The 13963-nt window shown below is 66.3% G+C and carries 15 protein-coding genes; 13 read left to right on the plus strand and 2 right to left on the minus strand.

Annotation, left to right across the window (positions count from 1 at the left end; all coding sequences use genetic code 11):
- Positions 1-5 precede the first annotated feature (5 nt).
- The 12 genes from ACVILH_RS23240 (at position 6) to ACVILH_RS23295 (ending at position 10844) form a co-directional block, all read left to right on the plus strand.
- A complete protein-coding gene (locus tag ACVILH_RS23240) occupies positions 6-872 on the plus strand; it encodes a branched-chain amino acid ABC transporter permease (RefSeq protein WP_006614376.1) in 867 nt (288 codons plus the stop codon).
- Positions 872-1927: a branched-chain amino acid ABC transporter permease gene (locus ACVILH_RS23245; RefSeq protein WP_456714961.1), complete on the plus strand. Its 1056-nt coding sequence runs from the start codon at positions 872-874 to the stop codon at positions 1925-1927. Before ACVILH_RS23240 ends, ACVILH_RS23245 begins: the two co-directional genes overlap by 1 nt.
- Before the next feature lies 1 nt (position 1928).
- A complete protein-coding gene (locus ACVILH_RS23250) occupies positions 1929-2657 on the plus strand; it encodes an ATP-binding cassette domain-containing protein (RefSeq protein ID WP_456714962.1) in 729 nt (242 codons plus the stop codon).
- Complete coding sequence (locus ACVILH_RS23255; protein WP_456714963.1) at positions 2654-3355, plus strand: ABC transporter ATP-binding protein; 702 nt, start codon at positions 2654-2656, stop codon at positions 3353-3355. Before ACVILH_RS23250 ends, ACVILH_RS23255 begins: the two co-directional genes overlap by 4 nt.
- A gap of 86 nt (positions 3356-3441) precedes the next feature.
- A complete protein-coding gene (locus ACVILH_RS23260; protein WP_456714964.1) occupies positions 3442-4956 on the plus strand; it encodes an amidase in 1515 nt (504 codons plus the stop codon).
- A complete protein-coding gene (locus tag ACVILH_RS23265; RefSeq protein ID WP_434877198.1) occupies positions 4956-5258 on the plus strand; it encodes an antibiotic biosynthesis monooxygenase in 303 nt (100 codons plus the stop codon). The genes ACVILH_RS23260 and ACVILH_RS23265 overlap by 1 nt, the downstream gene beginning before the upstream one ends.
- A 547-nt stretch (positions 5259-5805) precedes the next feature.
- Complete coding sequence (gene ureE, locus ACVILH_RS23270; RefSeq protein ID WP_456714965.1) at positions 5806-6255, plus strand: urease accessory protein UreE; 450 nt, start codon at positions 5806-5808, stop codon at positions 6253-6255.
- Positions 6248-6925 carry an urease accessory protein UreF gene (locus ACVILH_RS23275; RefSeq protein WP_456714966.1) on the plus strand — a complete coding sequence of 226 codons (678 nt, stop codon included), beginning with the start codon at positions 6248-6250 and terminating at the stop codon, positions 6923-6925. The genes ureE and ACVILH_RS23275 overlap by 8 nt, the downstream gene beginning before the upstream one ends.
- Positions 6926-6937: 12 nt before the next feature.
- Positions 6938-7636 (plus strand): urease subunit beta, encoded by a 699-nt coding sequence (gene ureB, locus ACVILH_RS23280; RefSeq protein WP_456714967.1) that lies wholly within the window; start codon positions 6938-6940, stop codon positions 7634-7636.
- Between the two features lie 3 nt (positions 7637-7639).
- Complete coding sequence (gene ureC / locus ACVILH_RS23285; RefSeq protein WP_456714968.1) at positions 7640-9346, plus strand: urease subunit alpha; 1707 nt, start codon at positions 7640-7642, stop codon at positions 9344-9346.
- Positions 9343-9987 carry an urease accessory protein UreG gene (gene ureG / locus ACVILH_RS23290; protein ID WP_456714969.1) on the plus strand — a complete coding sequence of 215 codons (645 nt, stop codon included), beginning with the start codon at positions 9343-9345 and terminating at the stop codon, positions 9985-9987. Before ureC ends, ureG begins: the two co-directional genes overlap by 4 nt.
- Positions 9984-10844 carry an urease accessory protein UreD gene (locus tag ACVILH_RS23295; RefSeq protein ID WP_456714970.1) on the plus strand — a complete coding sequence of 287 codons (861 nt, stop codon included), beginning with the start codon at positions 9984-9986 and terminating at the stop codon, positions 10842-10844. The genes ureG and ACVILH_RS23295 overlap by 4 nt, the downstream gene beginning before the upstream one ends.
- Here the strand turns inward: ACVILH_RS23295 and bla are convergent.
- Positions 10799-11665, minus strand: coding sequence for a class A beta-lactamase (gene bla, locus ACVILH_RS23300; RefSeq protein WP_456714971.1), 867 nt, complete (start codon positions 11663-11665; stop codon positions 10799-10801). The two genes, ACVILH_RS23295 and bla, sit on opposite strands and share 46 nt — an antisense overlap.
- Before the next feature lie 17 nt (positions 11666-11682).
- A complete protein-coding gene (gene xth / locus ACVILH_RS23305; protein ID WP_456714972.1) occupies positions 11683-12474 on the minus strand; it encodes an exodeoxyribonuclease III in 792 nt (263 codons plus the stop codon).
- 193 nt (positions 12475-12667) lie between these two features.
- Here xth and ACVILH_RS23310 point away from each other — a divergent pair, with 193 nt between their 5' ends.
- On the plus strand, positions 12668-13690 hold the full coding sequence (locus ACVILH_RS23310; protein ID WP_456714973.1) for an aldo/keto reductase: 1023 nt from the start codon (positions 12668-12670) through the stop codon (positions 13688-13690).
- The last annotated feature ends 273 nt before the right edge of the window (positions 13691-13963 follow it).

Consider the following 13963-nt stretch of genomic DNA (forward strand, 5'->3'; position numbering starts at 1 on the left):
CCCGCATGGCGATCTACGTCATCCTCGCGCTCGACGTTCTCAACGGAATCTCATCGCTGTTCCTGCTGTGCCTGGGACTGGCGATCATCTTCGGCATGATGAAGATCATCAACCTCGCCCATGGCGAATTCATCATGTTAGGGGCCTATGCGACGGTGATCTCGGCCAATGCCGGGGTGAACATCTGGATCGCGATGCTGATCATCGCGCCGCTGTTCGTCGGCATCGTCGGTCTCGTCATCGAGCGCTGCCTGATCCGGTTCCTCTACGGCCGGCTGGTCGATTCGATGCTCGCGACCTGGGGCCTCAGCCTGCTCATCATCGGCATCATCACCACGATCTACGGCAACACCCAGCAGGGCGTGCCGACGCCGCTCGGCGGCTTCTCGATCGGCTCCTACCAGTCGAGCTACTACACGCTGTTCCTGGCGCTGATGGCCGCGGTGATGATGGCGATCATCTACGGCGTGATGCGCTACACCCGCTTCGGCCTGGTCGCCCGCGCCACGATGCAGAACCCGGCAATGGCCGCCACCCTCGGCGTCAACCCGGCCCGCGTCTACATGAGCACCTTCGCGCTCGGTGCGGCGGTCACCGGCCTCGCCGGCGGACTTCTTGCGCCGGTCTCCGGCATCACGCCGGTGATGGGCGGCGCCTATGTCGCCAAGGCCTTCATGACCGTGGTCGGCGGCGGCGCCGCCATCCTCTCCGGAACGCTGTCGGCGGCGAGCCTGTTCGGCTCGGTCAACCAGGTCGGCGCCTACTTCACCACGCCTGTCTATGGCGAGGTCATCGTCTTCACCACCGCGATCGTGCTGATCCGCTTGCTGCCGCAGGGCATCTCCGGGCGCTTCTTCAAGGGGAACCTGTGATGGACAAGCGCCTTCGTCTCGCTTTGCAGGCCGCGGGAACCGTCATTGCCATCGGCGTGATCGCGATCGTGCCGAGCGTGATCGAATTGTTCGGCCTGATGCAGTTGACCTTGTTTGCCGCGATGTCGGTGCTGGCGCTGAGCCTCGCCTTCATCTGGGGCTATGGCGGCATCCTGTCGTTTGGCCAGACCGCCTTCTTCGGCCTCGGCGGCTACGCCTACGCGATCGCGGCCGTGAACTTCCAGGACTCGACTCCGGCGATCCTGCTGGCGATCGTGGTGCCCGCGCTGTTCGCGGCCATCCTCGGCTACTTCATCTTCTTCGGCCGCATCTCCGACGTCTATCTCGGCGTCATCACGCTGACCGTCACCCTGATCCTGTTCAACTCGGTCAACTCGACATCGGGTGACGCCTACAAGATCGGCAAAGCCTTGCTCGGCGGTTTCAACGGCATGCCGGCGGTGCCGACCTTCAACATGCCGTTCGATCCGTCGACGGTGCTCTCGCCCGAGCAGTCGTGGTGGACGACCGCCAATGTGCTGCTCGGCGTGTTCCTGCTGCTCAGGCTGCTGCTGGCGTTGCCCGCCGGGCGCATCATCGTTGCCGTCCGCGAGAACGAGGTGCGCGCCTCGCTCCTCGGCTATGATCCGCGGCTGGTGAAGTGCCTCACCTTCATCCTCGGCGGCGCCATCGCCGGTCTCGCCGGCGCGCTCTATGTCAACTGGGGCGCCTTCGTCAGCCCGACCATCTTCAGCCTGTCGCTGTCGGCGGAGATCATCATCTGGATCACCGTGGGCGGCCTCGGCACCTTGTTGGGGCCGATCATCGGCTGTGTCGTGATCGAGTACATCGTCGCCTATATCGGCTCACAGCAGCTTCTGAACTCGAACCTCGTGCTCGGCGGTGTGCTGGTGGTGTTCGTGCTGCTGCTGCCGAAGGGCATCGTGCCGACCGCGCATGATCTCGTGATGCGGCTGATCCCGGACAGGAAGCCGAAGACTAAGGGCTCGCCGGTCTCATCAGCGGCGGCGCCGCATCCCGCAGGAGCCGAATGACATGGCGGATCTCGTCCCTCTGCTCAAGGCCGAGCACCTGACGATGCGCTTCGGCGGCGTGGTCGCCAATGACGACATCACCTTCACGCTCCAGGAGATGGAGCTACGCTGCCTGATCGGCCCGAACGGCGCCGGCAAGAGCACGTTCTTCAAGACGCTCACGGGCCAGCTAGTGCCGACCTCCGGCACCATCGCGTTCCGCGGTATGCCGATCGCGGGCAAGGCCTCGCACGAGATTGCGCGCATGGGCATCGGCATCAAGACCCAGGTGCCGAACGTGTTCAACGGCCTCTCAGTCCGCGAGAACATCTGGATGGCGGTGCGCCGCAAGGCGACGCCGCGGCAGCAGGGGCCTGCAGTCGACGCGGTGCTGGAGATGATCCGGCTGACGGACTACGCCGACAGCATCGTCGCGACGCTCTCCCACGGCCAGCGCCAATGGGTCGAGATCGGCATGGTGCTCGCGGCCGAGCCGGAGCTGATCCTGCTCGATGAGCCCGCCGCCGGGATGACCGACGAGGAGACGTTTCACACCGCCGCGATCATCCGCGAGATCAACCAGACCCGCGCCATCGTCGTCGTCGAGCACGACATGGAGTTCATCAAGCAGATCGCCAAGCGCGTCACCGTGTTCCACCAGGGGCGCGTGCTGGTCGAGGACACCGTCGACAAGGTGCTCGCCGATCAGCGCGTGCGCGACGTCTATCTCGGCAAGAAGGTGGCGGCATGAGCGCGCTTCTCGAGGTCAAGGGCCTCAAGTCCGGCTATGGCCGGATCCCGATCCTGTTCGGCGTGGACCTCACGGTCGCCGACGGCGAGTATCTCGGCATTCTCGGCCACAACGGCATGGGCAAGACCACGGCGCTGCGCACCTTGATGGGGCATCTGCCGACCACCGACGGCTCGGTCGTATTCGCCGGCAAGACCATCACGCATCTCAAGCCGCACGAGCGCTCGCGGCTCGGCATCGGCCTGGTGCCGCAGGGCCGCGAGATCTTCCCGGATCTCTCGGTCATGGAAAACCTGCGCATGGGCCTTGCCGCGGCTCCGAAGGAGGATCGCAGCGTCATCGACGCCGTGCTGCAGGATTTTCCGCGCCTGGTGCGGCTGCTCGACCGCCGCGGCGGCGCGCTCTCCGGCGGCGAGCAGCAATTGCTCGCGCTGGCGCGCTGCCTCTGCACCAAGCCCAAGCTCATCCTGCTCGACGAACCGACCGAGGGCATCCAGCCCTCGATCATCGAGGAGATCATCGAGACCCTGCTGGCGTTGAAAACGCGCTGGAAGATGTCGCTGATCGTCGTCGAGCAGAACCTGGAATTCATCACGTCGTTGTCGGACCGCATCCTGCACATCCAGAAGGGACGCATCACCGAGGAGCTCGATCGTGAGACGCTGCTGGCCCGGGAAGGTCAGATGGTCCCGAGCTAGACGAATTCCGGCGCGGCTGCGCCGGCGTAATTGAACTGCACACTCCCTGTCTTTGCCAAGCTTGTCCTCACAAGAAAGGATGACTCATGTCCATCAAACGCCCGAATGCCGAGGAAGTCGCCGATCTCGCCGCCAGCCTGCACATGAACATGACGGTCGAGGAGGCCGCCGAATATCTGTCGCTGATGGGCGGCATGTTCGACCAGTACGACATCGTCGACGAGCTGCCGAACCCGTTGCCGCCGGTGAAGTATCCGCGCACGCCGGGCGCCAAGCCGCCGGCGAAGGAGAACAAGTACAACGCCTGGGCGATCAAGACCGAGGTGAAGGGCGCACCCTCCGGCAAGCTCGCGGGCCGCACCGTCGTGCTGAAGGACAACGTCGCGCTCGCCGGCGTCCCCATGATGAACGGTTCGACCACGCTCGAAGGCTTCATTCCCGCAGCCGACGCCACCATCGTCACCCGCATCCTCGATGCCGGCGGCACCATCGTCGGCAAGGCCGTCTGCGAGCATTTCTGCCTGTCCGGCGGCAGCCACACCTCCGATCCCGCGCCGGTGCACAATCCCTTGAAGATGGGCTATTCGGCCGGCGGCTCGTCCTCGGGCAGCGCCGCGCTGGTGGCGGCTGGCGAGGTCGATATGTCGATCGGCGGCGACCAGGGCGGCTCGATCCGCATCCCCGCGTCCTATTGCGGCATCTACGGCATGAAGGCGACCCACGGTCTCGTGCCCTATACCGGCGTGATGCCGATCGAGTCGACCATCGACCACACCGGCCCGATGACGGCCAACGTCAAGGACAACGCGCTGCTGCTCGAAGTGCTGGCCGGCGCCGACGGCCTCGATCCGCGGCAGTATGCACCGAAGGTCGCCGCCTATACGGAGTCGCTTGGCAAGGGCGTCAAGGGCCTGAAGATCGGCGTGCTCAAGGAAGGTTTCAGCGCGCCGAACATGCAGGAGGGCGTTGTCAGCAAGGTCAAGGCCGGCGCCGAGCGGTTCGCCAAGATGGGCGCGTCAGTGTCGGAGGTCTCGATCCCCGAGCACATGCATGCGCTGGCGGCGTGGAATCCGATCACGCTGGAAGGCTTCCTGGTGCAGATGATGCTCGGCAACGGCATGGGCTTCAACTGGAAGGGTCTGTACGACGTCGGTCTGCTCGACGCGCATTCCGGCTGGCGCACCCGTGCCGACGATCTCTCAGTGACCCTGAAGCTCACCATGCTGGTCGGCCAGTGGGGCCTCGAGCACTATCGCGGCCGCTACTACGCCAAGTCGCGCAACATCGCGATCCAGGCCAAGGCGGCCTATGACGCGATGTTCGGCTCCTACGACCTCTTGCTGATGCCGACCTTGCCGTGCGTCGCCACGCCGATCCCGGCCAAGGACGCGCCGCTCGCCGAAGTCGTGCAGCGCGCCTTCGAGATGACGGCGACCACGAGCCCGTTCGATGTCACCGGCCACCCGGCGATGACCGTGCCGTGCGGCCTCTCCGACGGCCTGCCGGTCGGCCTGATGCTGATCGGCAAGGACTACGCCGAGGCCACGATCTACCAGGCGGCGGCGGCGTTCGAGGCCGACGGCGACTGGAAGAAGTTCTGATGATCACCATTACCGCGGTCATCAGGGCCAAGGCGGGACACGAGGCCACGATGCGCGACGCCCTCGTCGCGGTCGCGGCCCATGTCGCCGCGAACGAGCCGGAGACGATTGGGTTCTTCATCTCGCAGAGCGAGACCGAGCCCGGTCTGTTCACCACCTATGAGCGCTTCGCCGACAAGGCCGCGATGGAGCGCCACAACGGCTCTGCCGCTGTGGCGACCTTCTTCGGCATCGCCAAGCCGATCCTCGACGGCGAGGTCATTCTCGTGACCTCGCAGGAGGTGTCGGCGACGATGCGGTAGGGGGAGGGGAGAGATGAGAAATCCAACCGTCCTTCGAGACGCCCGCCAAGTGGCGGGCTCCTCAGGACGAGGGCGGTGGGTGTGGTGCGGTGGAATGTCTTCAGTTATCGAGACTCAACCAATGAGGACAGACTTCGGCCGGGCAAGCTCCGCCGGCTCAACGATCTCGATGAGCACGTTGTTCATGGTCATTTGTTCGGACAGTCCAGCACGAGGCTCGCTGCTCGCCTCTCCCCGCGTGCGGGGAGAGGCCGGATTGCATCGAAGATGCAAGCCGGGTGAGGGGGGCTCTCCGCTGGGTCCGGTGCCCGTGGCTGCCCCTCACCCCAACCCTCTCCCCGTGAAGGACGGGGAGAGGGAGCACACCGACATGGCGCGACGCTCTCGGCTCCCAACCCTCTCCATGAACACGCCTCTTGGCGTGTTCATACTCCGGTGTGCAGTGCCCCTTGGCTTTTGACCCTCATGGTGAGGAGCCCGCCCCTTGGCGCGCGTCTCGAAGCATGAGGCCTCAACGCGTGAACTGATAACAAAGAGGACCACGCCGATGCTCCGTCTGCACGGCATCATGGGACGCGCCGACGACAAGATCTACGCGCGGCAACTGCACACGCTGGAGCATCGCGGCGGCATCGAGCTGCTGTTCGTGCCGCCGGAAGATTCCGGCCGCAAGCGTTTTCGCCTGACCACCGACCGCGGCACCGACTGCGCGGTCAGTCTCGATCGCGACGAGGAGCTCATCGACGGCGCGCTGCTGCATCTCGACACCGACCGCGCGATCATCGCGCGTTTCGGCGAGCAGCAGGTGCTGCGCCTGAAGGCCCGCGACGAGGCGAGCGCGCTCAAGCTCGGGTGGCACGCCGGCAATCTGCACTGGCGCGTGCGCTTTGAGGGGGATTGTCTCGTGGTCCTGCTCGATGCGCCGCTCGCCACCTATCGCGCCCGCATCCAGCCGCTGCTCGACTCCGGCGAGGTGGTGGAGCACGCGCATGTTTGACCGCGGCGAGGCGCTCGCGCTGCTGCAACTCGGCGACAGCGCCTTTCCTGCCGGCGGTTTTGCGTTCTCCTGGGGCATCGAGGGGCTCGCGGCCGATGGCCTGCTGTCCGATCGCAGCGATCTCGACGGCGTCATCGCCGACCACCTCGCCCAACGCTGGGCCAGCATGGATCGCATTCTGCTGCGCCGTGCATGGTACGCGAGCGACAGCGACGCGATCGCTTCTGTCGACCGCCTCGCGGAGGCCACCACACCGTCGGCAGAGATGCGCGAGGGATCGCGGCGCGCGGGCAGGGCGCTGCTCGGCGTCTGGGTCAAGCTCGCAGGTCCACTCTCCGTGTCCTACCGCGCGCGTGTCTCGGCGGATGCGAGGCTTGGCCATCTCGCCGTGGTGCAGGCGATCACCGGCCGTGACGCCGGCTTGACCTTGGATGCCGCCGAGCTCGTGTCAGGCTGGACGCTCATCACCGGCCTCGTCAGCGCCGCGGTGCGGCTCGGCCTGATCGGCCACATCGACGCGCAGCAGAGCTTGGCGCGTGCCCGCGCGCTGCTTGCAGATCTGCTTACTGATACGCCCGACGACGACGCGATGCCGTCGAGCTTCACGCCTTTCATCGATATCGCCGTGTCGCGCGGGCCGTTGCGGCACGTGCGCATGTTCACGACCTGAGGTGCCCTGGCCATGATGAACCTGTCGCCCACGGAGCTCGATCGTCTCGTCATCTTCAACGCCGCGCAGATGGCGCGGCGCAATCGCTCGCTGGGCATCAAGCTGAGCCATCCCGAGGCGGTCGCGTACATCACCGATGAGGTGATGACCGCCGCCCGGCGTAATCTACCCTATGCCGAAATCCGCGACATGGCCGGCCGGTTGCTCACGACTGATGACGTCGAGCCCGGCGTCGCCCAGATGATCCCGATGCTCTATGTCGAGCTGATGTTCGCCGAGGGCACCAAGGTGATGGCGCTGTTCGAGCCGATCCAGCCGGCGGAGGGCGCTGCGACTGATGACGTCGTGCCCGGCGAGATCATCGCCGGCGGCGACGACATCGCGATGTTCACCGAGCTGCCGGCCGTGACCATCGACGTCGTCAACACCGGGGATCGCGACATCCAGGTGCGCAGCCACACCCATTTCTTCGAGGTCAACCGCGCGCTGCGCTTCGACCGCGCCGCCGCCTGGGGCATGAAGATCGACCGGCCCGCGGGACTCGGCATGCGCTTCGAACCTGGGATCTTCAAGTCGGTGCGGCTGGTGCCGATCACGGGCGACCGCATCGTGCGCGGCCAGGCCGGGCTGGTCAACGGCCCGCTCGACGCGCCCGGCGCGCGCGACGCCGCGCTGAAGCTCGCGCAGTCGCGCGGCTATCTCGGAGCCTGAGCCATGGCAACACTGTCACGGCAAGCCTATGCCGAGCTTTACGGTCCCACGAAAGGGGACCTCGTTCGGCTCGCCGATACCAGCCTGCTCGCCGAAATCGAGCACGACTACACCACCTACGGCCATGAGCTCCTGGTCGGCGCCGGCAAGAACATCCGCGACGGCGAGGCTGTCGCCGCGCACCGCACGTCCACTCACAAAGCGCTCGACGTCGTCGTCAAGAACGCGACCATCGTCGATGCCGTCATCGGCATCGTGAAGGCCGATATCGGCATTCGCGACGGCCGCATCGTCGGCATCGGCAAGGCCGGCAATCCCGACATCATGCCGGACGTGCATCCGGACATGGTGGTCGGCCATACCACCGCGCCGATCGCGGGCGGTCCGTTCATCGTCACGGCCGGCGCGATCGAGAGCCACGCGCATCTGATCTCGCCGGAGCAGTCCGATCATGCGCTCGCCGGCGGCACCACCACGATGGTCGGCAATGGCTCGGGGCCGGTGTTCGACGTCGGGTCCGGCTCGGGGCCGAACTTCGGCCACTTCCTCAAGTCGATCGAGTTCTCGCCGCTGAACTACGCGCTGTTCGGCCGCGGCGGCTCCGATCCGGCAGCCGTCGAGGAGGCGGTCGCGGCCGGCGGCATGTCGGTCAAGATCCACGAGGACTTTGGCGCATCGCCTGACGTGATCGACAAGACGCTGATCGCGGCGGATCGCAACGATTTCGCGGTCCATCTGCATACCGACTCGATCAACGAATACGGCTTCTGCGAGGACACGATGGCAGCGGTCGATGGCCGCACCATCCACATGTATCACGTCGAGGGCGCCGGCGGCGGCCATGCGCCCGACCTGCTCAAGGTGGTGTCATGGCCGAACGTCATTCCGTCCTCCACCAACCCGACCAATCCCTACACCTCCTATGGCATGGAGGAGGGCGTGCCGATGACGATGATCTGTCATCAGCTCAACTACAATGCGCCCGAGGATGTCATGTTCGGCGAGTCCAGGGTGCGCGCGCAGTCGATGGCGGCCGAGGATTTCCTGCACGACATGGGCGCGATCTCGATCTTCGGCACGGACACCCAGGGCATGGGCCGGCTCGCTGAGAACGTGGCCAAATGCTGGCAGCTCGCCAGCGTGATGAAGGACCGCATCGGCCGCCTGCCCGAGGAGACGACTGTTCGCGCCGACAATGAGCGCATCAAGCGCTACGTCGCCAAGCTCACGATCAATCCGGCTGTCGCCGTCGGCATCGATCATGTCGTCGGCTCGATCGAGGTCGGCAAGATGGCCGATCTCGTGCTGTGGCCGCGCGCCTCGTTCGGGCTCAAGCCTTACATGGTGATCAAGAACGGCTTCCCGGTGTGGGCGGCGATGGGCGACGGCAATGGCAGCCTCGGGCTTTCGGAGCCGATGATCCAGAAGCGGATGTGGGGCGCGCTCGGCGCGGCTCCACAAAGGCTCGGCGTCAACTTCATGTCGAAGCTCGCGGTCGATGCCGGCGTCCGCGACAGGCTGGGCCTCGGCCGCGAGACCGTGCAGATCAAGAACGTCCGCCGCCTGCGCAAGACCGACATGATCCGTAATGCCGCGATGCCGCATGTCGAGGTCGATCCGCAGACCTTCGAGGTCCGCGCCGACGGCAAGCTCCTGATGTGTCCGCCGGCCACATCCGTGCCGCTCGCCCGGAGGTTCATGCTGCGATGAGCCGTCTCGCTCTCACTTGCGCCGACGCACCGATGACCGCCGCGCGCGTCGGCATCGGCGGCCCCGTCGGCTCCGGCAAGACCGCTTTGGTCGAGCAATTGATCCCGGCGCTGCAGGCACGCGGCATCGACATCGCCGTCATCACCAACGATCTCGTCACGGCTGAAGACGCCGAGCGCGTCCGCCGCTCCGGCCTGATCGATCCCGAGCGCGTGTCAGCAGTAGAGGCGGGCGCCTGTCCGCATACCGTGATCCGCGAGGACCCGACGCTCAACATCGAGGCCGCCGACGAATTGGAGCGGCGGTTTCCCGGCGTCGAGCTGATCCTGCTGGAAAGTGGCGGCGACAATCTCGCCTCGACCTTCTCGCGCGACCTCACCGATTTCTGGATGTTCGTCATCGATGTCGCCGGTGGCGACGACATCCCGCGCAAGCGCGGCCCCGGCGTGATCCGCGCTGATCTCCTGATCATCAACAAGGTCGATCTCGCACCGCATGTCGGCGTCGATCTCGCGCGCATGCAGCGCGAGGCGACGGAGGTGCGCGGCGGCCGGCCGGTGCTGCTGACGAATTGCCGGCGCGGCGAGGGGATCGACGCGATCGTCGATCTGCTCGAACGCGAGGTGCTGTTCCGCGCGTGAGTGTATCAGCCCCAGACAAGCCGCGGCTCGATCTGTCCTTCGTCCACCGCGGCGGCCGCACCGTGATCGACCGGCGCCTGTTCGCCTGGCCGTTCGTGCTGACGCGCAGCTTCCACACCGATGCCGCGCGGCCGGATGTTCTCAGCGTCATCCTGCAGACCGGCAGCGGCGCCGTGCACGGCGAGGACCGGTTGACGCAGCGGTTCATGCTCGCCGAAGGGGCGGCTGTCTGCGTCACGACGCAGGGCGCGACCTCGGTGCACCGCGCCGAACCGGGTACGCGCGCCGTCGAGCATGTGGTGCTGCATGTCGCCGGTGGCGCGGCGCTCGACTACCGGCCCGAGCCGCGCATCCTGTTTCCCGATGCCGCCTTGTGTCAGGTGCTGGAGCTGGACTGCGATGCTGACGCCGTCGTGCTCGTCACGGACGCGTTCACGATGCATGACCCGGACGGGCAGGGGCGCCTGTTCCGCGAGCTCGATTCCACGCTCATCGTCCGCCGGCAAGGCCAAGAGCCGCTTCTGATCGACCGCATGCATCTGGTGGAGCCCGTGACATCGCTGTTCAAGGGCCGCCGCGCCTTCGGATCGGCCGTGCTGATGCTGCCGCAGACGCACGATTGTCTCGCGCTCCGTCTGCGCCTTGCCGACGCGCTCAAGCGCTTCGATGATCTCTATGCCGCCGCGAGCCTCCTGCCGGAGAGCGCCGGCATCGGCGTTCGGCTCGTAGCGCGCGAGGTGCGCCAACTGCGCGCCGGCTTCGACGCGATCGCAGCGCTGGTTCGCGACCTTGATCTTGCCGCGCGCGCCGCTCAGGCGCCGAGCGCAGCGGTGACCGCGCGGCCCACGGCCGCGTGAGCCGCGTTGCGCTTGTCGTCGCTGGCCTTGGTCTCCGTGAGATAGCTCGTCACGATCACCGGCGCGCGACCGGCAGGCCAGATGACCGCGACATCGTTGCTGCTGCCGTTCTCGCCGGAGCCGGTCTTGTCGCCGACACGCCATGAGCCGGGCAAGCCGGCCCGCAGCTTGGCCGCGCCGGTTTTGCAGCCGACCAGCCAGCCATTCAAAATGTCGCGCGAGCCAGCTGACAGCGTGTTGCCGGTCGTGAGCTTCGCCAGCGTCGTCGCCAGCGCGGCCGGGGTCGTCGTGTCCCTGGGATCATCAGGCACGCTCTCGTTCAGCGCGGGCTCGATGCGGTCGAGCCGGGTGATCGCGTCGCCAAAGCCGCGGATGGTTCGTGTAAGGCCGGCAGGGCCGTCGAGCGTCGCCAGGAGCAGGTTCGCGGCAGTGTTGTCGCTCAGCGTCACCGTCGCTTCGCACAACTCGCCAATTGTCAGACCGGCAGGGCCGACATGCAGCTTGGCGACCGGCGCGTAGGACAGGATGTCTGTTTGCGCGATCGGGATCGGTCGCGACAGCTGCTCGGCCCCGGCATCGACCTTGGTCAGAATCGCGGCGGCGAGCAGCGCCTTGAAGGTGCTGCACATCGGGAACCGCTCATCGAGCCGATGGCCGCTGAGCGCGCCGCTTGCGGTGTCCAGCAGCGCCACACCGAGACGGCCGCCGCTATCGGCCTCGATGCCGGCAATCGTCTGTTGGAAGTCGGCCGCCAGCGCCGGCTTCACGAACAGAGGCACCAGCGCGAGCGGAAACATTTGCCGCCGTGTGACCATCGGCATCGGACCTGCCTTGGATGCTACGCCGTCTCCAGATCGAAATCGGCCCACACCGGCACATGATCGGACGGCTTCTCCCAGGCCCTGACATAGCTGTCGATGCCGACCTCGACCAGCCGGTCGCTGGCCTGCGGCGACAACAACAGGTGATCGATGCGGATCCCCATGTTCTTCTGCCAGGCGCCGGCCTGATAGTCCCAGAACGTATACTGCCCCGGCGCATCGTTGACCGCGCGCAGCGCGTCGGTCAGCCCGAGGCCGAGCAGCGACTGAAAGCTCTCGCGCGTCTCGGGCCGGAACAGCGCGTCGTCGAGCCAGGCCTCGGGATTGGAGACGTCGGCGGCCGCCGGGATGACGTTGAAGTCGCCGGCGAGGATCAGCGGCTCCTCGGTCTTCAGCCGTTCACGCGCATAGTCACGAAGCCGCGACATCCATTTGAGCTTGTAGGGATATTTCTCGGTGTTCGCCGGATTGCCGTTGGGCAGATAGAGGCATGCGATGCGGACGACGCCGCTCTTCAAGCTGACCACGCCTTCGAGGAACCGCGCATGCACGTCCTCGGCATCGCCGTCGAGACCCGATTTGGTCTCGTCGAACGGCAGCTTCGACAGCAGCGCGACGCCATTGAACGTCTTCTGGCCGTGGGTGACGACGTTGTAGCCGAGCGCCTCGATCTCCAGCCGCGGGAAGGCGTCGTCCGTGCACTTGATCTCCTGCAGGCAGACGATGTCCGGCGAGCACTCCTTGAGCCAGGTCAGGAGGTGCTCGATCCGTTGCCGGACCGAATTGACGTTCCAGGTGGCGATGCGCATGGCGGGTTCCAGGAGCCTTTAGGAAACAGGAGCCTTCAGGAGAGACGGCCCGTTAGACCAAGCCGTGAGGCCCCGGGTCAAGGCGATTGGCCGCCGGACTCACAGGCCGGCGCAACGAGGCCATGCATGGTCACCCCATGGCGGCGGACGGCGCGTCCGCGTATTCATACGGCCAACACTCAGGGAGTTCATCATGGACCAGCGACGTCTCGGCCATTCCGGCCTGCGCGTGCCGGCGCTCAGCTTCGGCACCGCGACCTTCGGCGGCAGCAACGACTTCTTCAAGGCCTGGGGCGGCACCGATGCCGAGGGCGCGGCGCGGCTGATCGACGTCTGCCTCGATCATGGCCTCTCCATGTTCGACAGCGCCGACGTCTATTCGGACGGTCTTGCCGAGAGCATTCTCGGCCAGGCGATCAAGGGTAAGCGCAACCGATTGCTGATCTCGACCAAGGCCACGTTCCCGAAGGGGGCCGGACCGAACGATTACGGCTCGTCGCGGCAGCATCTGATCGAGGCGATCGACGGCTCGCTGAAACGGCTTGGCGTCGATCATATCGACCTGTTCCAGCTGCACGGCCAGGACTACAACACGCCGGTCGAGGAGACGCTCTCCACGCTCGACCAGTTCGTGCGCGCCGGCAAGATCCGCTACATCGGCTGCTCGAATTTCTCCGGCTGGCACCTGATGAAGTCGCTGTCTGCCTCTGACCGCTACGGCTATCCGCGCTACGTCGCGCACCAGGCCTATTACTCGCTGCTCAACCGCGACTATGAGTGGGAGCTGATGCCGCTCGGCATCGACCAGGGCGTCGGCGCCGTGATCTGGAGCCCGCTCGGCTGGGGCAAGCTGACCGGCAAGATCCGCCGGGGACAGCCGGCCAAGCCCGGCACCCGCGCCCACGACATCGCCGGCACGGGTCCGCATTACGAGGAGGAGCGGCTGTATCGCGTCGTCGATGCGCTCGACGGCGTCGCCAGGGAGACCGGCAAGACCATCCCGCAGGTCGCGCTGAACTGGCTGCTGCAGCGCCCGACGGTGTCGACCATCATCGTCGGCGCCCGCGACGAGCGCCAGCTGGTCGAGAACATCGGCGCGGTCGGCTGGAATCTCACGGCAGAGCAGGTGGCGACGCTCGATGCCGCCAGCGACATCCCCGCGGCCTATCCGGTCTGGCACCAGCGCGGCTTCCCGATGCTGAACGAGCCGCGCTGATCTCAGGCCTGCGGAACGGCTGTGGATCATCAGCCGCAGGCCGCGCACCTGCGGCGCCGCTGCATTTGACGCCGCTGCCCGGCCGGCAGTAAAATCAAGGTTCGATCGTCACGTGGCCGCGCTCCGGTCATCCTGGAGCCGCCACAACGGGGGGCATCGACCCCGGACCGATCGGCGGTTGAGCCTCACGACTGTGCCGGACCCGCAGTCTTCAATGTGACGATGTTTGGCTCACTAAGTCGTCCCGGCGAACCGCATCGGGTTTCGTTGTTA

It is taken from the genome of Bradyrhizobium sp. USDA 4353, from assembly GCF_054063215.1.

Coding starts and splice junctions, on each gene's coding strand:
- ureC (WP_456714968.1), top strand. CDS start 7,640: ATGGCAACACTGTCACGGCAAGCCTATGCCGAGCTTTACGGTCCCACG.
- ACVILH_RS23245 (WP_456714961.1), top strand. CDS start 872: ATGGACAAGCGCCTTCGTCTCGCTTTGCAGGCCGCGGGAACCGTCATT.
- bla (WP_456714971.1), bottom strand. CDS start 11,665: ATGCCGATGGTCACACGGCGGCAAATGTTTCCGCTCGCGCTGGTGCCT.
- ureB (WP_456714967.1), top strand. CDS start 6,938: ATGATGAACCTGTCGCCCACGGAGCTCGATCGTCTCGTCATCTTCAAC.
- ACVILH_RS23260 (WP_456714964.1), top strand. CDS start 3,442: ATGTCCATCAAACGCCCGAATGCCGAGGAAGTCGCCGATCTCGCCGCC.
- ACVILH_RS23240 (WP_006614376.1), top strand. CDS start 6: ATGGCGATCTACGTCATCCTCGCGCTCGACGTTCTCAACGGAATCTCA.
- ACVILH_RS23275 (WP_456714966.1), top strand. CDS start 6,248: ATGTTTGACCGCGGCGAGGCGCTCGCGCTGCTGCAACTCGGCGACAGC.
- ureG (WP_456714969.1), top strand. CDS start 9,343: ATGAGCCGTCTCGCTCTCACTTGCGCCGACGCACCGATGACCGCCGCG.
- ACVILH_RS23255 (WP_456714963.1), top strand. CDS start 2,654: ATGAGCGCGCTTCTCGAGGTCAAGGGCCTCAAGTCCGGCTATGGCCGG.
- ureE (WP_456714965.1), top strand. CDS start 5,806: ATGCTCCGTCTGCACGGCATCATGGGACGCGCCGACGACAAGATCTAC.
- ACVILH_RS23250 (WP_456714962.1), top strand. CDS start 1,929: ATGGCGGATCTCGTCCCTCTGCTCAAGGCCGAGCACCTGACGATGCGC.
- ACVILH_RS23265 (WP_434877198.1), top strand. CDS start 4,956: ATGATCACCATTACCGCGGTCATCAGGGCCAAGGCGGGACACGAGGCC.
- xth (WP_456714972.1), bottom strand. CDS start 12,474: ATGCGCATCGCCACCTGGAACGTCAATTCGGTCCGGCAACGGATCGAG.
- ACVILH_RS23310 (WP_456714973.1), top strand. CDS start 12,668: ATGGACCAGCGACGTCTCGGCCATTCCGGCCTGCGCGTGCCGGCGCTC.